We start from the raw sequence: 24,531 nt of genomic DNA, 5'->3' as shown, positions 1-24,531 counted from the left end.
GGAGGTCTGCGAGAGGCCTTCTGGACGCTGAAAGGGAGCGCGCCCGGTCACTGAGACGGGGCTGAACGGGCATGGTCCGACCGCCCAGTAGACTGGAGTTCATGACCGACAGCGCTGACACTCGCCGACAACTGCTCGACCTCATCGACGAACTCGCCGTGGTGCGCGGCAGGGTGACCCTCTCCTCCGGCAAGGAGGCCGACTACTACCTCGATCTGCGTCGGGTCACCCTCGATCACCGCTCGGCACCGCTCGTCGGGGATGTCGTCCTCGACCTCCTCGAGGCTCATGATCTGCTCGACAAGGTCGATGCCGTCGGCGGCCTGACGATGGGCGCCGACCCGGTCGGCACCGCAGTCCTGCACCGGTCGGTGGTGCGCGGCACCCCGCTCGACTCCTTCGTCGTGCGCAAAGAGGCGAAGAAGCACGGAATGTCCCGTCGCGTCGAAGGCCCCGACGTCGCCGGCAAGCGCGTCGTCGCCGTCGAGGATACGTCGACCACGGGCGGTTCCGTGCTCACCGCCGTCGAAGCGCTCAAGGAGGCCGGCGCCGAGGTGGTCGCCGTGGCCGTGGTCATGGACCGCGACACCGGCGCCAAGGAACGGGTCCAAGCCACGGGAATTCCGTACCTGACCGCGCTGACGACCGCGGATCTCGGCCTCGACTGAGACCCGCCTCGGCGAGGTGGGGCGAGACGGTGCCGCCTCGGCGAATTCGGCTCACCGATCACGACCTGGGACTCGACTGGCAATTCTGTCGAAATCGAGGACGTGGTTTGAAACAAGTCTCTTATTTCAACACGATAGATGAGACACTCCCCAAGAACTGTTCGATGTAAAGGATGACGCGTGCTCACACTGAAAGAGGTTTCCCTGCGCAAAGGGAAGCGGACATATCTGGACGAGGTGAGTTTCACCGCCGAGGCGGGCCGGATCACCGCAATCGTGGGAACCCGCTCGGCGGGCCGCACCGAATTGGTGCGCATCATCATGGGCCTCATCGCCGCTGATGAGGGCACCATCGAACTCGAGGACTTCGAACTCGACTTCGGCGACCGGCAGAACTTCGGCTATCTGCCCGCCGAGCGCGGCGGATACCCGAACATGCGCGTGCTCGACCAGATCGTCTACCTCGCCCGCCTGCACGGGATCACCCTGGGCGCGGCCGAACGGAATGCGCTGACCCTGCTCGGCCATCTCGAGCTCGCCGACCGCGGCTACGCACCGCTGAAGAACCTCTCCGGCGCCGAGATCGCCCGCGTCGACATCGCCGCGACCCTGGCCGCCGACCCGGACGTCGTCGTCATCGACGATGCCTTCGCCGGCCTTGACGCCGCCTCGCTGCGCCTGGTCACGTCCCTGCTGCGGGCCCACGCATCCTCGGGCGTGCCTGTCGTCCTGGCCACCGACGACTGGGAGGCCGCACAAGCGTTCGCCGATGATGTCATCGTTCTGAACCAGGGCAAGGTGACCGCCTCGGGCAGCGTCGAGAAGCTGCTCGGTGACCCGCACTACCGCGTCGAGACGACTGACACCGAGGCGGCCGCCTCGGCGCTGAAATCCCGAACGGGAATCAGCGGCGTGAAGACCGTCCGACGCGAGGGCGTGAGCTTCCGCGCGAATGATGCGAAGTCGGCCGCCGCAGCCGTGGCCGAGCTGAAGAATGTGAAGAACTTCGAAAGTGTCCGCCCGACACTGGCCGAGCAGTACAAGGAGGCTCTGTAATGGCGCGCAAAGACAATGGTGCGAATGACGAGTCCCCGGAACCGCTCGTGTCCAAGGGCACGGCCGGCGAAGGCATCGACGACCTCGGTGTGCCCGTCGACGACGATGTGATCGAAGACGAGACCACGGCCGAGGAGGTCGACTCGAACGACGAGGCGACTGCCGCCGGTGCGACCAAGGGATCGGCCGCCTCGGCGAAGAAGGGCACCGAGGCGAAGGAAGCGGACGAGTCCGGTGCCACCGCCGGCCTCGACGACGTTCCCTTCGAGCTCGCCGAGGACACCCCCGACCCCGACGAACTGCCGGAGACCGGACTGGTCTCGGAATTCGTCGATGTCGGCAACCGCCAGGCCGCGTGGCTCGTGTCGAATCGTGAGTCCACCACGGCCATGCGCAGCCCCTACTTCCTGGTCACGGCCGCCGTGATCATCCTCGGCGTGCTGGCCGCGATCATCTCCGGAATCGTCGCCGACGTGCAGAAGGACTCGGGCACTCCGACCATGGCGATGGTCGGAGTCGGCGAACAGGCGGCGATGTATGAGCAGCAGCTGGGTGTGAAGATCACCGACGCCAAGGACGCCCCCGCCGCCGAGAAGCTCGTGCGTGAAGGCAAGGTCGACGCCGCATTCATCCAGGACCCGAGCGGTCAGGGACAGCCGACGATCATCGCCCTCGACAAGCAGCCCGACGCTCTGCTCGAGAAGCTCGCGCCGAAGACCGAGGCGACGCTGCTCGAGACCCCGGCCGTCGACGGCGCCGTGGCCACCCCGCTGCTGTGGGGCATGGTCGCGCTGTCGCTGCTCGTCGTCGCCACTCTGGGCACTGCGCTGTATCAGAACCTGCGCCTGGAGAAACGCAACCGGATCACCGAGATCATCGCAGCCACGATTCCGCCGCGCGCCTCGGCCTCGGGCCGAGTCACTGGCATGCTGACCCTGGTCGTCGTCCACCTCGTTGCGGCCGCCGTCATAACCGAGCTCGGACTTTCGCTGTCGGGCAAGACGTCCCTGGCATTCGCCATGCTGCCGGGCCTGGGCTGGTTCGCGCTGGCCCTGCTCCTCACCGCCTGGTCGGTGTTCGCGCTGCTCGTCTGGGCGTCGACCGTCGTCGGCTCCAAGGCACGCGCCACCTTCCTCACGATCATCGGCGTCATCACCGTGGCGGGCTTCTTCGCTCCGGTCATCATCGGACCCTCGGGCACCGTCGCGAAGGTGCTGTCGTGGACGCCGTTCACCTCGCCGCTGGGCATCGCCGGCCGCTCCTTCGCCGGTCAGGCCGAGTGGTGGGAGGGCCTCGTCGCCGCCGGCATCGCTCTGGTCCTCGCCGTCATCCTCCATGCTCTGGCCTCGGGCGCGTACGTGCGCTCGGTGCTGTCCGGTGGCGGACGCGGCGGTAAGACCGTGAAGATGAGCAAGCGCGCGCAGAAGGTCGGTGCCACCACCTCGGCGAAGGGCGCCGCGAAGTCCGACTCGAGCGCCGATGACGCGGATGATGCCGATTCGGACGAGGGCCTGAAGGCGGCGGACGACGCGGACTCGGACGACGCGAAGTCGGCGGCATCCTCGGCGAAGGAATCCGGCACGAAGAAGTCAGACGTGAAGTCCGGCGGAGAAGACGAAGAGGACGCGAAGTCGGCGGATGATTCCCGCGACGACAAGTGACCGAAAGCGCTGAACCGCAGGTGGGGGTCGGTCCGTGGACCGGCCCCTGGCCGGTGGGCGAGCACTTCGATCCGGAGCTGCTGGCTGAGGGTGATCGGCGCAATGTGGTCGATCAGTATCGGTACTGGAAGCACGATGCGATCGTGGCCGACCTCGATGCCACGCGGCACGATTTCCACGTCGGAGTCGAGAACTGGCAGCACGACCTCAACATCGGTTCGGTCGTGCGCACCGCCAACGCCTTCAACGCCGCAGCCGTGCACATCGTCGGCAAACGCCGCTGGAACCGGCGTGGAGCGATGGTCACCGACAAGTACCAGCACGTCATCCACCATCCGAGCGTGGACGACCTGCTCAGCTGGTGCGCCGAGAACGACGTGCCCCTGCTGGGCATCGACAACTTCCCGGACTCAGTGCCGCTGGAGACCTACGACCTGCCCAAGCGCTGCCTGCTGCTGTTCGGCCAGGAAGGACCGGGACTGAGCGAGGAAGCGCACCAGGCGAGCCGCGACGTGCTCTCGATCGCGCAGTACGGTTCGACACGGTCGATGAACGCCGCAGCCGCCGCCGCGATCACCATGCACTCCTGGATCCGCCGGCACGTGTACGACCAGCCCGTGAACTGAGTTCGCTGCCGGCAACGGAGGCCTCGCAGCGGAGGACTTGGTCTCCCTGAGGAAGTCCCGTCCTTCCCGTACAGGAGGCCGTAGTCTCGCCGAGGAGGCCCTGTCCTCCTTGCGCAGGTGCGGTTGACGGCATTGTTGGGTCGATCCACGGTGTTATACGCGCTCAGATCACCGCGGATCGCCCCAACAAACCGATTCCGCCGGGAGCAGCAGCGTATCTGCCCATGAAGTGCCGAGGGCGCCGTACCCTCGCCGGGGTTGGGCAGAGGAAACACGGACTGCGAAGTTGCGCAATGTGCGGACACGAAGAAGCGCCGAGGCGGCACGGCACGACGATGATCGTGCCGCCTCGGCGCTTCCGTGCTGCCGGGATCCGGCCGCCTCGGTGGGCGGTGATAGGCCCCGACGACGCAGCGCCGCACGCTCGGGGTCGAACGTGCGGCGCTGAAGTGCCGCTGCCTCAGCTGAGGTCGGCGGCGTGGGGTTCGATGAGTCCGCCGAGTTCGGCGAGCTCCGCGGTCAGCGAATCCGAGTCGTCGAAGGTGCGGGTCATGACCGTCAGACGCTTGGCGTAGTGACCGATGGGGTATTCCATGGTCATGCCGATGCCGCCGTGCATCTGGATCGACTCCTGGCTGATGTTGCGAGCAGCCCGGTCGACGATGATCTTCGCGGCGATGACGTCGCGGTGGCGGTCCTTCTCGGCGCCCGGAACTTCGGAAGTCACGGCCAGGCGAGAGTACAGAGCCATGCTGCGCGCGTACTCGAGTTCGGCGTAGAGGTCGGCGGCGCGGTGCTGCAGAGCCTGGTTCGCACCGATCGGAGCACCGAACTGCTCACGGGTCTTCAGGTACTCGGCAGTCATCGTCAGCGAGGCTTCGAGCGCACCGACGGCCTCAGCCATGATTGCAGCGTTGCCCAGGTCGAGGACCTCGGACAGCACGGCGTTGGCGTCGGCTGCGTCGAGGCGCTGGGCGGCGACCCCCTCGAGCTTGAGGTTCGCGCTTCCCAGACCATCGGCCTGGCGCTGAGCCACACGGGTCAGACCCTCGGCATCGGCGGCGACGAGGTAGAGGCCCAGCTCGCCGTTCTGCGTGGCGGTGACGACGAAGTGGTCGGCGACGTCTCCGCCGAGCACGTTGTTCTTCTCGCCGGTGAGGGTGAAGCTGCCGTCGGCACCGGAGACCTGAGTCTGCGGAGCGTCGACTGCGTAGCGCAGTCCGGGCTCGAGCGCTGCGAGAGCGAGGAAGGTCTGGCCCTCTGCCACACCGGGCAGGATGGCCTGCTTCTGCTCCTCGCTGCCGCCGAGCAGAACGGCATTGGCACCGAGGACTGCAGTAGCCAGGAACGGTTCGAGGACGAGTGAGCGACCGAACGCCTCGGCGACCACGGCCACCTCGTTGAAGGTCATGTCCGCGCCGCCGTAGGACTCGGGAATCGCAAGTCCGAGCAGTCCCATCTCGGCGAAGGCCTGCCACTTCTCGCGGGAGATGCCCTCGTCGCTGCGAAGGATCTCTTCGCGCTTGGCGATGTCGTACTCGCTGCGCAGGTACTTGTTCAGTGTGCTGGCGAGTTCTTGCTGAATGTCGTTGAGTTCAAGATCCATTGTTGTCCTTCTTGGGAGATCGAGTGAGCGTCGGTGTCTCAGAGACCGAGCAGTGCCTTCGAGATGATTCCGCGCTGCACCTCGGACGAACCGCCGTAGATGGTGACCTTGCGGGTGTTGAAGTAGCCGGGCAGAGCGTCGACAGCGCCGTTGGGCAGGTCGGACAGACCCTGGCCCTGCACACGGTCGGAAACGAAGTCGAGACCCTGCGGACCGAGCACGTCGACGAGGAGTTCGGAGATGTCCTCCTGCAGCTGGGAGCCCTTGAGCTTGAGCACCGAGGAACGCGGATCCGGCTTGTCGGACCCGGCGGCCTGGGTCGAGAGGATCCGCAGCTGGGTCATCTCGAGCGCGGTGAGTTCGGCTTCGATCTTCGTCAGACGGGCGGAGAACAGGGGATCGTCGAGCAGAGTGCCGCGAGCGGTCTTCGTCACCGCGGCATAGGCCTTGGCGCGGGCGAGGTTGACCTTCGAGCCGCCGATGCGGGCGATTCCGGTGCGCTCGTTGCCGAGGAGGAACTTCGCGTAGGTCCAGCCCTTGTTCTCTTCGCCGACGAGGTTCTCGACGGGGACCTCGACATTGTCGAAGAAGACTTCGTTGACCTCATGGCCGCCGTCGATGAGCTGGATCGGACGGACGGTGACGCCGGGGGTCTTCATGTCGATGAGCAGGAAGGAGATGCCGGCCTGCTTCTTCACGTCCGGGTCGGTGCGCACGAGGTTGAAGATCCAGTCGCCGTACTGGCCCAGGGTCGTCCAGGTCTTCTGGCCGTTGACGATGTACTTGTCGCCCTGGCGCACCGCGGTGGTCTTGAGCGAGGCGAGGTCCGAGCCGGCGTTGGGCTCGGAGAATCCCTGCGACCACCAGATGTCGATGTTCGCGGTGGCGGGCAGGAAGCGTTCCTTGATCTCCTGCGAGCCGAAGGTGGCGATGACGGGACCGACCATGGACACGTTGAACGGCAGCGGCTGCGGAACGCAGGCCAGCTGCATCTCTTCGAGCCAGATGTGACGCTGCACGGGGGTCCAGTCCTGGCCGCCCCATTCGACCGGCCAGTTCGGCACGGCGTAGCCGTGCTGGTTGAGGATCCGCTGCGAGGTGACCATGTCCTCCTTGCTCAGCTCCTGGCCGGTGGCGACCTTGAAGCGGAGTTCCTCGGGGATCTCCGTGCGGTAGAACTGACGCATCTGCTGCGCGAACTCGCGCTCTTCTGCATTCAGTAGGGTGTCCATGCGAACTCCTTATAGATCGTTCAGTAACTTTCCTCCAATGGTACGGTTCGGTGTTCGGGCTCACAAGTGGGAAACGACGGGGATCCTCGCCGAGGCGGCCCTTCCGTGGGACCGGATGTTAATGTCACAATCGCCTAACTTTATTTCAGAAATGTATTACTACACCTATTGCGGGTGGTAATAGTTATTCAGGAATTTCATCGTTGATTCCGAGACGTGAGCCTCTCCGGATTGAACCCCGCGCCGCTGGGCTCCGCATTCCCCGCTGCAGAAGATCCCCAGGGGTACGGAAAGCTGAGTGACGTGTCAGGCAGGACCACGCATATCCCCCCGGTCGCACCGTCGCGTCGGCTCTTCGGCTATGAGTCCGAGCTCTCGACGGTCGTCGACGCGATCTCAGGGCAGAGGCATCTGGGTGCACTCCTCATCGGCGCTGCGGGCATCGGGAAGACCGCGCTGGTGAATGCTTCGCTCTCTCGTCTCGACCCCGATCTTGCGGTCACCCGCCTGCGCGGCTCGGAGAACGCGCGGGTCCGGAACCTCGGAATCTTCGAAATCCTGCTGTCGCGGGAGGGCATCGACACAGGCCTCCCGCCCGGTCGAGCGCTGTCGGTGATCGGTGATCTGTTCGAGCGCAGAGCCGATGGCGGTGGCTCCCTGGTCGTCGTCGACAATGCCGATCTCGTCGACGACCATTCCCTCGCAGTGCTGGCTCAGCTGACGGATGCGCGCAGGATCAAACTCGTCATCGCCGCCGAATCGGCGCGTCCGCCGGTCGATCTCATCGCCGGACTGTGGCTGTCCGGAAGCGTTGTCAGGATCGATCTGGACGGTATCGACGAGGCGGATGCGGCTGCGATGATCAACAGCATCGGACTCATGGAGACCGAGACGAGATCGGTCTCGGAGCTGACCGCGCTCGCCCATGGCAATCCCCGGCTGCTCGAGAGGCTGCTGTTCGGGCGGAGCCGGACCAGCGGGGTCGAAACCGCGATCGCCCGGGCCGATCAGCCCAGCCGAGAGGTCATCGAAACCGTCGCTCTCATCGAAGCCGTGCCCTATGACGTGCTCGTCGGGTTCGCGAGTCCGCAGACGATCGACTCTCTGGCGGAGGATGGTCTGCTCTCGATCTCGAAGGGGCGAGGAGGAACGGTGAGCATGCACGAACCCGTCACGGCTGAGAACGTCCGAGCCATGGTCCCTCCCTCTCGCAGCCTCGAGCTGCTCACCCGGTTCGATGCCGGAGCGGATCTTTCGGCACTTCACGGCAGGACGCTCTTCGGCTACGCCGCGTGGTCGATCTCCTTGGGCCGGGTGCCGACTCCCAAACAGGTTCTGGATGCCGCCGGTTGGGGAAACGCGCGGGGCAGATACCTCGAAGCCGCAGAGATCATCCGCACCAGCGACTATCGCGGTCCCGAACTCGACCTCGAGCTCGCCCGCTGCGAGTGGGGAGCAGGCCGTCTCAGGCAAGCCAGGGAGATCATCGACCCGCTGGTATCCGAGGCGTGTCTGAACCCGGATACCTCAAAACAGGAGTATCTGTCCCGTCTTGCCTCGATGGAACTGAGGTTGGTTGACCCAAGGAGGCCCGAGGATCTGCGGCTGGACTGGGTCCGGGACACGCTTTCGCTGCCGATCGACGTCGGTCGGCTCGACGCGACGCGCGCCAGGTTCGACCTCAAGGGAGGTCGTATCGCCGCTGCCTGCGCTCTGGCCGAGAGCGTCTATCTCAACCATGCGAGCTCGGTGCGCCACCGTCTGCGCGCATGCGCGTTCCTCGGCGTGGCAGAAGTGATGGCTGGGCGCATCGAACTGGGACTGAGTTATATCGCGCAGGCTCGGCTGATGTTCGGACTTCCCGGGCCCGAATCGTTCGAACGGGAAGACGCCATACCGCAGTTCTTCGTAGCGAACTTCATCGCCGGCAAATGGGCCGAGGCGCGAGCGGCAATGGATGAATTGACCTCCAGTCGGAGGCTGACCAGGCTGACGAACGCGCTCATCGACCTGCGCACCGGCAACGCGGCGAAGGCCCACCGCATCCTCGGCGAACTCAATCTCGGCGCCGATCCCTGCGACATCGTCGATATCGCTGGAATGGCCAGGTCGGCCCTGTCTCTTTCCGCTGTGCTGACAGATCAGCGGACGGAGGTCGTCTCGATCGCTGTCGACGAGGAGGCCGAAGCCAGTCGGCATTCCTGGTGGGCGTCATTCGAAGCCAGGCTCTTCGATCTGCAGGCCCTGGCACAGACGTCGCCGGGGCCCGCGGCCCCGCAGCTGTATGAGCTCGGGGCTTGGGCAGACGAACATGGTGCGCACACCCTTGCCTGCCTCGCCTGGCTCGAGGCAGGTCGACTCGGGCATGAACAGGCAATCGGCGGATTGTCCGCCTCGGCCGGCAGGATCGATGGCGCCCTCGGTCGCCTGCTGCGCGCCGTGGCTCATGCCTTCAGCACTGACGATCTGCAGGCGCTCATCACCGCGGCCCGTGAGGCGCTGATCTTCGGCGCGGTCGTGCTCTGCGCCCAGCTGTCCGGCGAGGCCCGAAAACGCGCCGTTGCCTCAGGCGACGCCCCAGCCACCAAGGAAGCCCGGATCCTGCTGGGCCGGAGCCGGCGCGTGCTCGACTTCGATGCCGACGGGAAACAGTTCCACGCGAATCTGGGCGAGCTCGAGCAGTCGATCATCACGGGCATCGTCGAGGGCCGAACGAGCGCAGAGATCGGAGAAGAGCTGCACCTGTCGACCCGAACCGTCGAATGGCACCTCGGTCGCCTCTACCGTCGAGTGCATGTGGCCAATCGGCAGGAGCTACGAGAGGTGGTGACGGAATGGCTGAGGAACTGACCGCCGCCTCGAGTGCTCGTGACGGAGCAGAGATCTTCGGGCGCAAGGGCGAACTCGAACTGATTCGTCAGTCGCTGCGCTGCTCGGAATGCTCCGGAATCCTCATCGAAGGTGAGATCGGCGTCGGCAAGACCCTTTTGGCGAGAACGGCCTTCGAGGACGGAAACGACGGAATCTGGATCCGCGGGGACCGCGTGCACCAGAACACCGAGTTCGGCGTCTTCGGTCTGCTCATCGACCTCGACGGTGACCCGTCCACACTGCTGGGGCGAATCGTGTCCCGGCTCACCTCGACTCGAACCTCGCAGGCGGTCTTCGTCGACGATGCCCACCTGCTCGATTCCCGTTCGCAGGAGGTCCTGACCGACTTGGCCAGCGTCGGCTCGATCAGGCTCGTCGCGATGTCGCGGTCCAATCCCGAGAGTGGGGTCATGCCGTTCTCGACTATGGTCGAAGACCGTGTGCTCCAGCATCTCGTCCTCGGCCCTCTGCCGCGTGAGGACTATCGGTCGATGATCGAACACCGCCTCGGTCACATCGTGTCCCAAGCAGTGGTCGACATCGTCGACTTCCATTCGAAGCGCAATCCGGGAAAGCTCATCGAACTCCTCGAATACACCGCACGACGGTCGCGCTTCCTCATGCGCCGAGGAGTGTGGATCCTCGACGGACACGACACCGACTACGATGCGCGTGCCCGCGACTACGCACGGATCGGTCTCGCCGACCACTCGCCGCAGGAGACGGAGGCCCTCGAGCTGGTCGTCCTCGCGGGGGAGGTGGAGCTGGCGACACTGCTCGAGGCGGGGCTCGGAGAAGCCGCGGATGCGCTCGTGGCCGCCGGTGAACTGAAGATCGACGCGCAGAGACCCCATATCTATGAGGCAGTGGAGAACCACACCTCGGACACGATCAGGTACACGACCCCGACCGGTCGGAGTCGTGAGTGGTTCGACTTCATCGACTCCAGCGGAGATGCACCTGCGGAGTGGTCGCAGGTGGTCAGGGCCGAGTGGGGACTGATCTGCGGAGCGGAAGTCAGCGAGTCGAGGACCATCGACGCCGCACTGATCGCCGCTCGCCTCGGAGACTGGCATCGGGCCATGCGGCTGATCGCGGAGATCCCGACGGAGAAGATGAGTCCGCACGAGCTGCTCTCGGTCGCTCTGCTCTACTGCGGCTGCAACAAGATTCCCCTCGGACTCGACATCTTGGCCCATGCGGTTCGCACCGCATGCTGTGCTCCGCTGGTCGTCGATGCGCTCGTGGTCTGGATGAACCGCGCTTCTGCATCCATGTCTCCTGCCCTGCGGCTTGCGGACTTCCGCACCGCTCTGAATCGGCTGCACGAGGAAGGTGACGGACACCCCGGAGGGGGAGTGGACGCAGCGTTCGGACTCGAATTCCTCGACCGTGTCGCTGCCGTCGTGGCCGAAGAACGACCGATCACCGTGGACGTCTTCGACGGACTCACACCCGAGGGCGGGGCAACGGGCAACTTCCATCTGCTCGACACGATGCTGCACGCGACCGACATGCTCGACTCGGGACGCACCTTGGAAGCACTCGCGCTCCTCGAATCCGCTCGAGCCGACTTCAGCAGCGAAAGCACAGGTTCACTTCACCTGACCATGCTGCAGGGGCGCACACTTCTGCAGCTGGGACGAACCGCTGAGGCGAGAGAGCTGATGACGACACTGGCGACGCATGACATCGCGTACCTGTCGGCTCGTTCCGGGCCGATCGACCTGCTGTGGGCGAAGACTCACCTGCTCGAGGGCAATCTGCCGGGGGCCATGAACGCACTGAGGGCTGCGATCGAATCGCTCACCTACTGGAACATGGGCACCCAGCTGGCCATCGCATTGGCAGAGGCCGAATATGCGGTCTCACGAGTCGGAACCGTCGCTGACGCCGACGACCTGCACGCCCGCTTCGACGAACTGCCCGTCACCGCTCTCTTTCACGAATATCGACGTGCGCTTGTGCTGCGAGCCACTGCACGAGCGATACGCACCGGTGAGACTCGGTACGAGCACGAGCTGCGTCGGATGTTGGACGAAGCCGAAGCCGATGGGTCAGCAGCGATCGTCGTGCTCATCCGCCTGCACCTCTTCCTGCACTTCGACGAGATCGCGCCCGAGGCGATGTGTGAAGCCGCCGGGCACGGAACCGGGCGTGAGTTCGACATCGTCGGTCGCCTCGGCGCTGCATTGCGTGGTCGTGATCGTGCAGCCCTGACGTCTCTTGCGGAGGAATATGGAGCGTCGATGCCCGACCTGGCGGGTAAGTGCATCGCTCTGGCCGCGCGGTTCGGAGCTGGCCAGAGTAGTGGGCTGGGCAGGCAGAACATCGGACTGACCGCCCGGGAGAAGCAGATCAGCACGCTCATCGTCGCGGGCCGATCGAATGCGGAGATCGCGCTGGAATTGGGGGTGCGGGTGCGAACGGTCGAGGGGCACACCTACCGGCTGTTCCGCAAGCTCGGTGTCGAGCGCAGGGACCAGGTCGCCGAGGCGATGCGGGATACCGAAGGCCGACTGCGCGCCTGAGCGCGAACCGAGTATCACCGACTGCGGGATTTCGGACTCGGGTGAGTACTCACTGCGGTGCTCCGGTGGTGACCTGGCGGTGACTGAGTAGTGACCCGAAGGCGACTCCGGTATCGACCACCTGGTCCGAGACGGCTGCCGGCGAGCAGTATCTGAGTATGGACATCACGCCTCAGCCTCCTCAGCGAACCGATCCCCGCGCCGTGCGACCGGCGCCGTCCGTCTCCGGACCGGAAATCCTTCTCCGAACGAGCTCCCCGGACTCGACGACGGGAGGCGGATCATGCGTCAGGTGATTCGTCGCAAGGAAGTCGGCGACCTCCGCTCCCTCCTCTCGCGGCACCGCGCCGCCGCCCTCACCGGCGGCTTCGGGTCCGGGAGGCGATCGATCCTGCGGGCACTCGAGTCGGAGTGGGACGGAACGGTCATCAGGGTCGCATCGAGTCCGCTCGATGAGGACACGCCCTGGTCCGGGATAAGCGGCCTGCTCGCCGCAGTCAGCGCATCCGTGAACGGCCCCTCCGATCCGGCGGAGCTCGCCGATGATGAGATCGTGCCGAACATGATGACGGCTCTCCGATCGATTCCCGGCGATGAGGACACGCTCATCCTCGTGCCCAATGCCGACGAGATGGACATGGACTCGCAGCGGGTGCTCGGTCAGGCGCTGCGTCGGTTGAAGTCAGGGCGACTGCACATCGTCATCACGGCGCGGTCGATCGACGACGACGGTCCGTTCGCCTCGGTGCCGGAGATCGAACTTGCGGATCTCAGCATCGCCGAGCTCATCGAGCTCGCCCGTGACCTCGCCTTGGCTCGCTTCGGTCATACCAGGATCGCCGAGGAGGCAGCCCAGGTCGCCGCCCACGCCGCCTCGGGTCGTCCCTTGGCCCTCAGCCACATCCTCGAGGAGATGGCGCCCAGTGAGATGCGCGGGGAGATCGCTCTGTCGATCCCGGTGCGAGTGGGACCGGCCAGCCGTCCGATGATCGCCGACTATGTCGAGGGGCTGACGCCCAATGCCGAAGCGCTGCTCAGATGCCTGTCGCTGTCCCCACTGACTCCGCTGCGGCCTCTGGCCAGGAGACTGCCCGGATTCTGGGAAGCCGTCGACGAACTCGAATCGCGCGGAACGATCGAACGTCGGGGAGCCTTTCTGCGGATACCCCACGGATTCGTCCGTGCCATGGTGCAGCAGTCGATGGGGGCGAGCGAGCGACGCCGAACCCACCTCGTCCTGGCCGAAGACTGCGCCGACACGTGGCCGCAGGTCGAAGCCTGGCATGTCTCGTTCATCGACCCGGGTGAGGAGACCGCACAGCAGCTGGCGGCACACGCTCTCGGACTGGTGCGACGCGGACTCACTGCCGGAGGGGCCGAATTCGCCGAACGGGCCATCCGGGTCTGCAACGATCTCGAGGAGCTGCGCGGTCAGCTGGTCGAGATCGCCGAGACGCTGTCCGATCACGGGCAATTCGCCTTCTCCCGCCGCTATGTGCAGATCGCCTCTCGTTCGAACCGGGCCGCGGTCGTGGTCCGCGCTCGGACTCTCGAAGTCCGCAATGTCTTCCTCGAGACGCAGACCCTGCCGTCCTCACTGTTCACGTCGTGGAGCAGATACGAATCGGAGCAGGCACCCGTCGAAGTGGCGCGCCTGCAGCTGACGTTGGCACTCTGCCACTGTGAACGAGGCGAATTCGTCCGAGCGCAGGAGCTTCTGGCACTTGCCGAAGCCGCCGATGAGCATTGTCGCGACAGCGAGGCACAGCTTGTCCAGGCCGTGCGCATCCTGCTTGACGGCAACTGCGGAAAGGACGGGTCGGCGCTCGCCGGATTCGCGAGCCTGCAGGAACACCAGGATGCGATCAGGCCGAGCTTCGGACTCGCCGTCGCCCAGGGACTGGTGCTCACCGAGCATTATGAAGCCGCCTCGGCTGTGCTCGACCACATCGGTGAGACCTGTGCTGCGACCAGGGTCTGGAAGCGGCAGGTGGACTGTGTCCGTGCTGATCTGGAAATGCGCCTCGGCCGAGTCAGCCAGGCCGTCGACGTCATCGACAGGCTCATCGCGGAATCGGAGGCCGACAAGCGCAGAGGGCTCGTCGTCGTCCGGCAGGATCGGATCCTGCTGCTGCACGCCTGGAAGCTGCTGCTGACCGGACGCGCCGGTGAAGCGGGGCTCGTCGAGGAACAGGCCGCGGTCCGAGCTTCGGCGACGAACAACCACCGTCTGCTGGCCGAGCTGAATGCGCTCCAGGGCAGATACCTGCTGCGCGCCGACTGCGCAGCCGAAGCGATCGGACACCTTCGGCGCTGCGAACAGCTGTCCGAGGACGAGACCAACCCGAACGTGCGTCGTTTCGAGGGCGACCTCATCGAAGCCTTGGTGGGTATCGGCAGAAGAGAGCATGCGGCTCTTCTGCTCCAGAAGCTGCGTGACCGCGCGAGGGCCTGCCCTTCTCGGTGGACCGATCTTGTCGTCAGTCGGAGTGAAGCGCTTCTGGCCGCCGGGGAGACTGCCACCGACCTGTTCGGGCGAGTGCTGCGGCAGTCCAGCACCTCAGAGTTCGTCTTCGAGAAGGCGGTCACTCATGCGGCGTTTGCCTCTCGCCTGACCGACAACGGTTCGAACCTGAGAGCACGCGAACAGAGACTTGCCGCTGCGGCGCTGTTTCGCGAAGTCGGGGCCGGTCGTCTCGCCGACCATCTCCGCACCGGGCAGATCGTCGAAGAGCCGAAGGTGCCGACGATGCCTGAGCTGCCGCGCCTCGGCGAACTCAGCGACGAGGAGCTCAAGGTCGTCGAACTGGTTCGTGCGGGAATGAAGAATCGGGAGATCTCCGAGCGGATCTTCGTCTCCCTGCGCACCGTCGAACTCCGCCTCACCGCTGTCTATCGCAAGCTCGATGTCGGGTCACGCACAGAGCTCGTGTCTCGATTGGCGGGCAACCCTCGTCTCGCCGCGGTCTGAACCGACATCTTGTTGGAGCACCTGCCGCAGGCGGATCGGGCCGTCTGCGGCAGAACGCCCCGCGGACACCCGCACCGCGGTCGCGGATGACCGCAGTCTCCTCTCCGCAAGCACCAGAGCAGAGCCATCGCACCCATAGCGTGAAGTCGACGCATTCCGCAGTTGGAATCGCAGCATCGTCGGCTCTCACCGACGATGCCCGGCCGCCACAGTGACGGGGCCGGGAGAGTCGAACATGGGAGATCACGATGACTGTGTCAGAACATCCGAATCCACTCACCCGGGGGAGGGCTGGCGGTGTGGCTTCGCCACCTTCAGCGACTTCTGGACCGACGTGGCCGGCACGGCTGACAACGCGGATCTGGAAGGGCAAGACCAGGCTCCAGCTCGTCCTCGATCTCGTCGCTTGGACGGCTGCCGGCCTGCTCGCCTCGACAGTCATGGGTCCAGGAGTCGTCAGCGGAGTCGAACTCGGTTCCGCGCTTGGGGCGGCAGTGGTTCTGCAAGTGCTCCTCGGCCTGCTCACCGGTCTCTATCGCAGTCGCTATCACTACGGAAGTTTTGCCGAATACGGCCGTATCGCCGTCATCGCCCTGATCGTTGCGTGCGGACTGATGGCCGTCACCTTGGGGGATTCGCCGTTCGTCCTGCTCACTGTCTTCTCCGCAGTCATCTTCATGACCGGCAGCCGTTACCTCATCCGCTGGTCCCACCAGATCGCGACCCGTCCCCTGCGGGGCGAGCGAGTACTCGTCGTCGGCGCCGGCGACGCGGCTGAATCCCTGATCCGCCAGATGCTCTCGAACCCTGACGGTGAGTATCTGCCCGTCGGGCTCATCGATGATGATCCGCACAAACGTCATCTGAGCATCCACGGAGTTCGGGTCCGTGGGACGAGTAAGGACATCGCCGAGGCGGCCGAGTGGCTGAATGCAGCTGGAGTCATCGTCGCAATCGCTGATTCCGACGCGGAATTCCTGCAGAAATGTCGTGAGCGTCTGGAGCCGACAGGGAAATGGCTGAGGACGATCCCCCCGCTGGCCGAGATGGTCAATCGAAAGGTCGAGATCGGCGATATCCGCGATATCAAGGTCGAAGACCTCATCGGCCGTGCCCCGGTGCACACCGATCTGGCAGAGATCGCCAAGAAGGTGGCCGGCAAACGGGTTCTCGTCACGGGAGCGGGTGGATCGATCGGCAGCGAACTCTGCCGGCAGCTGTTCGCTCTCCATCCGGAGAGTCTCGTCATGCTCGATCGGGATGAGACGGCGCTGCATGGAGTCGAACTCACGCTCTACGGCTCGGCGCTGCTGATGTCGCCGAACACGGTGCTTGCCGACATCCGAGATCGGGCCGCACTTGATCATATCTTCGCCGAGGCGAAGCCGCAGATCGTCTTCCACGCGGCGGCGCTCAAACATCTGCCGATGCTGCAGCGGTTCCCCGAGGAGGCGTGGAAGACGAATGTCCACGGCACCCTCAATGTCCTCGAAGCAGCACGCGCAGTCGGAGTCGAAACCTTCGTCAACATCTCGACGGACAAGGCCGCCGCACCGACGAGCGAGCTCGGCCGGAGCAAACGGATCGCCGAAAGACTCGTCAGCGGATTCGCAGCGAAGTCGCCAGGCACTTACCTCTCGGTTCGCTTCGGCAATGTTCTGGGTTCCCGTGGTTCGGTGCTCCTGTCCTTCCAGGAGCAGATCCGACAGGGCGGTCCGATCACGGTCACCGATCCGGAGGTCCGACGCTTCTTCATGACCATCCCGGAGGCCTGTCAGCTGGTGCTGCAGGCGACGACGATCGGCGAGGACGGCTACGTCATGGTTCTCGACATGGGTGAACCTGTGCGCATCGTCGACATCGCCCGGAGCCTGGTTGCGATGTCGAATCAGAATACCGAGATCGTCTATACCGGTCTGCGTGAGGGTGAGAAGCTCGACGAGGAGCTCTTCGGTGACTATGAAGGCACCGTCATCCGCATCCACGACAAGATCAGCCGCGTTGAGGCACCGGTTCTCTCACCCGTCGATCTTCCTGAGTTCACGGCTGACCGCGGCGTCATCGACGTCTTCTGTGACCGCTCCTGTCGGCCTCAACGGGAAGTCGGGCGCCGAGAACCCGTCGGTGGACCCGCCTACCTGCCGGCGCCGGTCAAGCTGGTGAAGGATGAGGTCAGGCCATGACGATTTCGGATGCGGTGCCGACGAAGCCTCAGATGGCAGCTCCGACTCAGATCATCCAGGCTGCCAAGAGAATTCTGCTGTCGGGACCAGACGTCGGAGATCTCGAAGAAGAATACCTGCTCCGTGCCTTCCGTGGCGGATGGATCGCCCCCGTCGGCCCCGACCTCGAAGCCTTTGAGAAGGAACTGGCAGAAAGGGTCGGAGTCGCCTACGCGGTCGGACTGTCGTCTGGTACAGCCGCTCTGCATCTCGGTCTGCTGGGCCTCGGAGTGAAACCGGGAGACCGGGTGATCACTTCGACGATGACGTTCGCAGCGACGGCGAATGCCATCACCTACTGCGGGGCTGAACCCCTGTTCGTCGACTGCGTCGCCGACGGGAACATGGATCCGATTCAGCTCCATCGGGCACTGAAAGATTCGATCTTGAGCGGAACGAAGCCTGCGGCCATCGTCCCAGTCGACCTGTTGGGTCGGCCCGCGGACTATGACCGGATTCTTCCGATCGCTGCCGAATTCGACGTTCCGGTCCTCGTCGATGCCGCGGAATCGCTGGGATCCCGCTATCGCGACCACGCCTGCGGCGGCCTCGGCGAGGCTGCGGTGGTGTCCTTCAACGGGAACAAGATCATGACCACCTCGGGTGGGGGAGCGCTGCTCACGGATGATGAGCATTTGGCTGACTACGCCAGGTATCTGTCGACTCAGGCCAGAGAGCCAGTGGCACATTATGAACACAGGGCGATCGGCTTCAACTACCGTCTGAGCAATCTGCTTGCTGCACTCGGGCGGGCTCAGCTGGCTCGACTCGATGGTCTGGTCGAACGCCGTCGGGAGATCCGCGGCCGTTATCGCGACTCGATCGTCGCGGTGACTGACGGGGTCACTCTCTTCGGTGACGACAACGAACACCGTGACAACGCCTGGCTGTCGGCGATCCTCGTCGACGCTCAACGATCCGGTTTCAGCGCCCCCGAGCTGGGTGCGTGGCTGGCCGAGCACGATATCGAGACTCGGCCGCTGTGGAAGCCGATGCATCTGCAGCCGGTCTTCGCAGGAACTCAGATGTATGGGGGTGAGGTCTCCGAAGGCATCTTCGCCTCCGGGCTCAACCTGCCGAGCGGATCGACGATGAGTGATGCCGATGTCGAACGGGTCATCGCGACCGTCGAAGTGTTCCTCGACCGGCGAGCTCGTTGAGCCCCGCGATGAGTGTCGAACTGCCGAGCCAACAGTTCAAGGCTCGTTTCCTGTGGAGACGGCATAGCGAGAGTGGACATCCGCACTCCCTATGCGGGCCTCCGCAGGGCAAGGACCGGAATGGGCCGGGCAGGAACTATCGAAGATAGCGTGACTTCGAACTCGCCTCCGGGCTTCGACCACCGGGCGGGCAGTGCGGCATCGTTCTGCGAGCTGCCGCAAGGGAATCGCGCGCTTCGGTTCGGATCTGTCGCACGGATTCCATGGTCAAGGAGGGTACAGACATGGTGAACACCGATCGGGTGGAATCTGCGGTCGCGTATATGAGTTGCAGGCGGACGGTCAAGAGCTGATGTCGGAAGAATTCAATGTCCTCACGGTGTGCACGGGCAATCTCTGCCGGTCGCCCCTGGCAGAGCTCGCGCTTGCGCAGCGATTTGCCGAAGTCTGCGAGATCCGCGTTCATTCGGCCGGCACTCGTGCGGCCCTGGGGCATCGGACGCCGGAAGAAGTCTGGGAGATCGCTGGGTTCATGGGGGTCATCGAGGGAAGGGCCGAGCACGCTCGACAAGTGGACGAAGATCTGCTCGGCGCTGCTGATCTCGTTCTCACGATGACACGCGATCAAAGGCGTGAGGTCGTCGAGCTCAACCCTCGCATCGTTCGCAGAACTTTTACAATCCGAGAGCTTTCGAGTCTCGCGGCAGTCGCTCGAGATGAGGACATTGTGACTGAAGGTGCAGTTCCGACAGCTGACCGCGCAACCCGCTTGCGTGCTGCAGTCGAAGCAGCCGGTCGGCGTCGAAGTAGGAGACGGAATCTCACACTTCCGGCGCACGACGATGTCGTTGACCCGTACGGCTGCTCTCGGGACATCTATGCACTTTCAGCCCTCCAACTCGCCCCTGCCGTCGAAGGGGTATCGGTTCTGTTTCAAAGAGCGCTGAACCTCGGCGAGGGGGAACGATGTTGAAAGGTAGACGACAGTCGGCGGCAATGAGTACGCGACGTGCGCACACACCGGGCGGACGGAACTCTTATGACAATGTGAAACGAATTGCCGATATCTGCTTCAGCGTGGTCGGACTCATCTTGGCGTCCCCTGTGACCGCCGGAGTGGCCCTTGTCGTCCTGGCAGTCCACGGTCGACCGGTGCTTTTCCGGCAGCCTCGGCCCGGGCTGGGCGGCAAGGTCTTCGACATTCTGAAGTTCCGAACCATGGTGGAGCCCGACGGAGAGCGTGTGACTGACGGGCAGCGCCTGACGCGGCTCGGCCGGTTCCTACGCGCTTCGAGCCTCGACGAACTCCCTTCGCTGTGGAATGTCGTGTGCGGTGATATGAGCTTTGTCGGTCCGCGACCATTGATTGTCGAATATCTCGATCTCTATACGCTTGAGCAGGCTCGACGGCATGAGGTTCGTCCTGGCATCACCGGATTGGCACAGGTCAAGGGCCGCAACGATCTTGAGTGGGCAGACCGTTTCCGCCTCGACGTGGACTACGTCGACGGCAGATGTCTGCGACTCGACTTCTCAATCCTTCTGCAGACGGTGCGAACAGTCGTCAGTCGGCGAGGAATCAGCAAACACGGGCACGACACCATGCCTGTGTTCACTGGATGGGAGAACTCCAGTGATGTCAACCAGTGAAGGGCCGAGGGGCACGAAGATCGCCGCAGCAGTTTTGGTGGCAGCCCAGATCTTGGCGGCCGGTGGTGCAGTGGCAGTCAATCTGCTGGCCGCTGTCGTGTTGAGCCCGGCGGGGCGCGGAGACCTGGCATTTGCACTGCAATTGGCATACTTCCTTTCCGTGTTCGCGGTCATGGGACTCGAACGGCCCTTCATCGCTACGCGTTCTGGAGGATTTGGCACCGAATATCGTGTCTTTGCACGCATGGTGACGCCCGGCACTCTCTGTGTTCTGCCCATCGCCTTCATCGCAGCAGCGCTGTCACCGTTCAGCACCAGATGGATGTGGATGGGTGTGATCGCGATTGCCGCCTACGTTGCGCTCAATTCATTGGTGCATGCTCTGCGCGTCGCCTATGTGTGCAGCCGTGAGTGGAAATGGTTTGCCGTCAATGCGATCGTTACCCAGCTGATCATCGTCGTCGGAGCGGTATTGCTGGTGCTGATCGGTGTGAATGACCCAGTGGTGTGGATGTGGGCCTATGCGGCCTCCGCGGTACCGACCGCGGTCCTCTTGTTTGTCGCACCCCGCCCCTCGAAGCACTTGGAACCCAACCGAACTGAGAAGCGAGGGCTCCGCCGGCGGGGCTGGGTGCTGCTCCCATCCGAATTCAGCAATTCCGCCATGCTTCGATCCGATCGGCTGCTTCTTCCGATCTTGAGCAGTTCGGCCGCACTCGGTCTTTATGTCACTGTAGCCACTGTTCTCGAGATGGCCACCTGGCCGGTGCAGCAGTGGGTTGATGCTTCATTGCGGAATTGGTCTCAGGGCTTCTCTTCCCATTCCTTCCCGGTGGTGCGAATAATCGCCCGAAGCGTTCTGTTGCTGGTGGCTTCTGCCACGGTACTCGCAGCCGCAGCATACGCCATGATCGTCTTTGTTCTGCCGGACTCATATGCGCCAGCGGCGGCCGCTATCATCCCATTGGCTGTATCCGCCGTCATCTTCGGAGTAACACGCGTTCAACAGGGCCTCCTCATCGCAGCGGACTCCCCGGGAACGGTGTCGGTCGTCGAAATCATCGGCACCATGGCCTCGCTCATTGCATACATCATTCTGATTCCGCACTACGGAATGTTCGGCGCGGCCTACGGATCCATCATCGGATACGCCGTCTGCGCCGCTGCCGGTGCCTTCACGCTCGCACGGGTGGTCAGGCGCAAAGCAAAGCAGTCGTATGCAGATGAGCCGAGCGCTGCCGTTGCCGATGGTGGCGCGGACTTGTCAGACATCGCACCGTCGGCAGCAATGCCTGCAGGATCTGACGTCGAGCTCATAGACCGATATCCGGACCGGACAAGGAAGTGAAGTCATGGACGTATTGATGATCGCCCATTACACAGCAACTGGATGGCTGCCGAACGATCGCTTCGACAGCTTGGCGAGCATTCTTTCTCGCCGCGGTGCAGAAGTCGAGCTGGTCACGTCCTCGTTCCAGCACGCGTTCAAGACACAACGCGACACTTCGGTGGAACGGAACCCGCTGTACTCGACCACCTATGTGCATGAACCGCCGTATCGGAGCAACGTCTCTGCCGGTCGTCTGCGCAGTCACCGAGCCCTCGGCAGGAACCTTGCTGAATACCTGCGGCGGCGGAAGGTCCCGGACATCATCTACTGTTCCATGCCTTCTCTCGAGGTGGCGCATGCCGCAGCCGAATTCGCGGAGAAGAACGAAGTGAGATTCATCCTCGACGTGCAGGACCTATGGCCAGAGGCCTTTGAGATGGTTTTGCGACCACGCTGGATGGTGCGCCAGGCTCTGATCCCCATCCGCAGGCGTGCCGAGGCGATCTACCGGGCTGCGGATGCAGTTGTGACCGTCTCCGAAACCTATTCAGAACGAGTGAGTTCGGCACGTAGGGACGGTTCAACTGTCTCCACCGTGTACCTCGGGTCGGATCTGACGAAATTCGACACCTATCCGGTTCTGCGTCCTCCCCGAACAGGAATCGCAGAGCTCGCATATATCGGAACTCTGGGACACAGTTACGACCTGCCTTCGGTGTTCGGGGCGCTTCGCGAACTGAGAAAGGAAGGCATCCACATGCGCCTGCACGTAATGGGTACGGGTCCCTTCGAAGATCGATGGCGTGAGGAAGCAGGGGATCTGGATGAGGACGTAGTGTTCTACGGCAAGCTCGAATACCCGGAGATGGTCTCGCGTCTGCGGGGGTGCGATATTGCCATCAATCCCATTGTTGCGAACTCGGCGGCCAGCATCATCAACAAAGTCTGCGATTATGCAGCCGCAGGACTCCCCGTCGTCAACTCTCAGCAATGTGCCGAGTACCAAGATCTTCTCACCGAGTATGGAGCGGGTATCAGCTGCGAATCGACTCCGGCCGCATTCGCAGAGGCCCTCAAGAACACGGCCAATGACCGTCGACTGGCAGAGCGCGGCCGAGGATCCAGACGAATGGCCGAAGACCATTTCGACCGGTCAAAGACGTACGAACGCCTCGGAGGAGTGGTCCTTGATGCGCATTGATCGTGGATGCTCCCCGGGTGAGCATGTCCACCCACATGGGCAGTGCCGCGCACTTCTTTCTCACACCTCTCAGCCAACTGAACACTGCCGCGCAGGAAGTGAACGATCATGATTGTTCAGCACTATTTGACGATCCTCCGCGAACGGTGGGTCTACGCATTGTCGACCGCCTTCGTCGTGATAGCTGCGGTAGCCGGGATCACGGCGCTGCAGCCCCCTGTGTACGAGTCGTCCGCAAATGTCTTCGTCCGCACCGATCCCGGCAATTCGGTCACCGACCGTTCGGCCGCGGCTGATTACGCTCGGCAGCAGATCGACACCTATGCGGATCTCGTTACCACTCCTATCGTGCTTGATCCCGCCATCAGATCGCTCGACTTGGATGCCGACGCCGGACAGATCTCTGACAGGGTCTCAGCCGATGTCCCCGAAGACACTCTTCTCATCTCGATCACCGCAAAAGCAGACGGTTCCGAAGCGTCGGCGAAACTTGCGAATGCGGTGGCTGAAAGCCTGCAAGAGCAGGTCGCAGACCTCGAAACCACCAGCGGAAAGGCGACAGTTCAACTGACGGTCGTCACTCCGGCCACGGCGCCGAAAGCGCCGTCCTCGCCGAACCTCACACAGAACTTCGTGCTCGGTCTGATCGCCGCAATACTCGCAGGGATGTTGTCCGCCGTGCTCAGAGATCGACTGGACAACAAAGTGCGCAAAGCAGATCACATTGAGCAGCTGACCGACGCTGCGGTGATCGGGACGGTCCCGCTGATCACTGCAGGAGAGAACCACGTCTTCGTTTCAGAGCACGGATCGCAGAACGTTCAGGCTGAACCGTACCGGGAGCTGCGGTCGAATCTCCGCTTCCTTGAGCCGCGGGGCAGGAGCCGATCTCTGCTCGTGACGTCTTCCGTGAAAGGCGAAGGAAAATCGGTGACCTCCATCAACCTCGCTTCCGCCCTCGCCCGCGGCGGGGACCGCGTGCTTCTTGTCGATGCTGATCTACGCGATCCCTCGGTGCACCGGTATCTCGGAATAGAAGGGGGCGCAGGCTTGTCAACAGTGCTGATCGGGGATACTGAGTTGAAAGACGTCGTCCAGCCTATGGAACTCGCCAATCTGGCCGTTCTTGCGAGCGGACCAATACCCCCGAACCCGGCTGAACTGCTGGATAGCGAGCAGATGACAGTTTTCCTCGAAGAAGCCACCAAGCAGTACGACGCCGTTGTCCTGGACTCTGCACCAGTGCTAGCTGCGACAGACGCAATAGCGATGGCTACTCGAGTGTCTGGAACCGTCTTCGTCGCTCGAAACGGGGTTGTGCGTCGAACACAGATCACTCAAGCGCTGCGAAAGATCCAACTCGTGCGGGCGCGCCTTCTCGGACTCGTGCTCAATGGGGTACCCCGGACCACAGGCACAGCATATTCGCAGAGCTATGGCAGCAGCTATGCCGCGCATTCTATTCGGAAAGATCCCGACACTTGGGCGCACCACGCTGAGAAGGAGACCATCTATTCGAAGCAGCTGGCGGTCGGGCAGGTGGAGGCTCCGCCAGATTCCGACCGTGAGATCCCCCTCTCAGCTTCTGACAGTTCTCGTCGTCGGGATACGGGTGGTAGATCTGTATTCCCTGGGGCCTGGGCGATCAGCAATGATTGAGTTCTTGCAACGGGATGGAACCGCGAAATGTGGTGAGCCGCCGAGGAAGCTCGAAGGAGCGGTTCTGCGTGCGATCTGGATTTCGGT

16 protein-coding genes and 1 pseudogene are annotated in these 24,531 nt (G+C 63.7%); 15 read left to right on the top strand and 2 right to left on the bottom strand.

Annotated elements, in window-relative coordinates; all coding sequences use genetic code 11:
* Positions 1–101 precede the first annotated feature (101 nt).
* The 4 genes from pyrE to AC3CD9_RS14020 all read left to right on the top strand — a co-directional run bounded on the left by pyrE (position 102) and on the right by AC3CD9_RS14020 (position 4,011).
* Positions 102–668, top strand: a complete 567-nt coding sequence (gene pyrE / locus AC3CD9_RS14035) for an orotate phosphoribosyltransferase (protein WP_488364501.1) — start codon at positions 102–104, stop codon at positions 666–668.
* 180 nt (positions 669–848) lie between these two features.
* Positions 849–1,724, top strand: a complete 876-nt coding sequence (locus AC3CD9_RS14030; protein ID WP_488364499.1) for an ABC transporter ATP-binding protein — start codon at positions 849–851, stop codon at positions 1,722–1,724.
* Positions 1,724–3,385: an ABC transporter permease gene (locus AC3CD9_RS14025; protein WP_488364498.1), complete on the top strand. Its 1,662-nt coding sequence runs from the start codon at positions 1,724–1,726 to the stop codon at positions 3,383–3,385. The genes AC3CD9_RS14030 and AC3CD9_RS14025 overlap by 1 nt, the downstream gene beginning before the upstream one ends.
* A complete protein-coding gene (locus AC3CD9_RS14020) occupies positions 3,382–4,011 on the top strand; it encodes a TrmH family RNA methyltransferase (protein ID WP_488364496.1) in 630 nt (209 codons plus the stop codon). The genes AC3CD9_RS14025 and AC3CD9_RS14020 overlap by 4 nt, the downstream gene beginning before the upstream one ends.
* A 460-nt stretch (positions 4,012–4,471) precedes the next feature.
* On the opposite strand, the gene AC3CD9_RS14015 is transcribed toward AC3CD9_RS14020, so the two are convergent.
* Both AC3CD9_RS14015 and AC3CD9_RS14010 read right to left on the bottom strand, forming a co-directional pair.
* The gene (locus AC3CD9_RS14015) at positions 4,472–5,617 is read right to left on the bottom strand and encodes an acyl-CoA dehydrogenase family protein (RefSeq protein ID WP_101547173.1); all 1,146 of its coding nucleotides are present in this window, start codon (positions 5,615–5,617) and stop codon (positions 4,472–4,474) included.
* Between the two features lie 38 nt (positions 5,618–5,655).
* The gene (locus AC3CD9_RS14010) at positions 5,656–6,849 is read right to left on the bottom strand and encodes an acyl-CoA dehydrogenase family protein (RefSeq protein WP_139909269.1); all 1,194 of its coding nucleotides are present in this window, start codon (positions 6,847–6,849) and stop codon (positions 5,656–5,658) included.
* Between the two features lie 216 nt (positions 6,850–7,065).
* On the opposite strand from AC3CD9_RS14010, the pseudogene AC3CD9_RS14005 reads away from it, so the two are divergent.
* The 11 genes and pseudogenes from AC3CD9_RS14005 to AC3CD9_RS13955 all read left to right on the top strand — a co-directional run.
* Positions 7,066–7,569 (top strand): annotated as a pseudogene (locus AC3CD9_RS14005) (AAA family ATPase); the annotation flags it as partial.
* A gap of 1,380 nt (positions 7,570–8,949) precedes the next feature.
* The gene (locus tag AC3CD9_RS14000) at positions 8,950–9,699 is read left to right on the top strand and encodes a helix-turn-helix transcriptional regulator (RefSeq protein WP_488367556.1); all 750 of its coding nucleotides are present in this window, start codon (positions 8,950–8,952) and stop codon (positions 9,697–9,699) included.
* Positions 9,684–12,251, top strand: coding sequence for a LuxR C-terminal-related transcriptional regulator (locus AC3CD9_RS13995; RefSeq protein ID WP_488364495.1), 2,568 nt, complete (start codon positions 9,684–9,686; stop codon positions 12,249–12,251). The genes AC3CD9_RS14000 and AC3CD9_RS13995 overlap by 16 nt, the downstream gene beginning before the upstream one ends.
* Positions 12,252–12,534: 283 nt before the next feature.
* Entirely contained in the window at positions 12,535–15,222 is a 2,688-nt protein-coding gene (locus tag AC3CD9_RS13990; protein WP_488364494.1) for a LuxR C-terminal-related transcriptional regulator, read from the top strand.
* Positions 15,223–15,521: 299 nt separating this feature from the next.
* Positions 15,522–17,405 (top strand): polysaccharide biosynthesis protein, encoded by a 1,884-nt coding sequence (locus tag AC3CD9_RS13985; protein WP_488364492.1) that lies wholly within the window; start codon positions 15,522–15,524, stop codon positions 17,403–17,405.
* Positions 17,402–18,604 carry a DegT/DnrJ/EryC1/StrS family aminotransferase gene (locus AC3CD9_RS13980; protein WP_488364491.1) on the top strand — a complete coding sequence of 401 codons (1,203 nt, stop codon included), beginning with the start codon at positions 17,402–17,404 and terminating at the stop codon, positions 18,602–18,604. The genes AC3CD9_RS13985 and AC3CD9_RS13980 overlap by 4 nt, the downstream gene beginning before the upstream one ends.
* Positions 18,605–18,956: 352 nt before the next feature.
* Positions 18,957–19,577, top strand: a complete 621-nt coding sequence (locus AC3CD9_RS13975) for an arsenate reductase/protein-tyrosine-phosphatase family protein (protein WP_488364490.1) — start codon at positions 18,957–18,959, stop codon at positions 19,575–19,577.
* A 74-nt stretch (positions 19,578–19,651) separates the two neighbouring features.
* On the top strand, positions 19,652–20,254 hold the full coding sequence (locus tag AC3CD9_RS13970) for a sugar transferase (RefSeq protein ID WP_488364489.1): 603 nt from the start codon (positions 19,652–19,654) through the stop codon (positions 20,252–20,254).
* Entirely contained in the window at positions 20,241–21,602 is a 1,362-nt protein-coding gene (locus AC3CD9_RS13965; RefSeq protein WP_488364488.1) for a lipopolysaccharide biosynthesis protein, read from the top strand. The genes AC3CD9_RS13970 and AC3CD9_RS13965 overlap by 14 nt, the downstream gene beginning before the upstream one ends.
* A 4-nt stretch (positions 21,603–21,606) precedes the next feature.
* Complete coding sequence (locus tag AC3CD9_RS13960; RefSeq protein ID WP_488364487.1) at positions 21,607–22,785, top strand: glycosyltransferase family 4 protein; 1,179 nt, start codon at positions 21,607–21,609, stop codon at positions 22,783–22,785.
* Positions 22,786–22,893: 108 nt separating this feature from the next.
* Positions 22,894–24,444, top strand: coding sequence for a tyrosine-protein kinase domain-containing protein (locus tag AC3CD9_RS13955; protein ID WP_488364486.1), 1,551 nt, complete (start codon positions 22,894–22,896; stop codon positions 24,442–24,444).
* Positions 24,445–24,531: the final 87 nt, after the last annotated feature.

It is taken from the genome of Brevibacterium sp. MGP-B1, from assembly GCF_057766545.1.
Note: the sequence above shows the minus strand (reverse complement) of the source record. Positions and strands in the feature narration are given on the sequence as shown.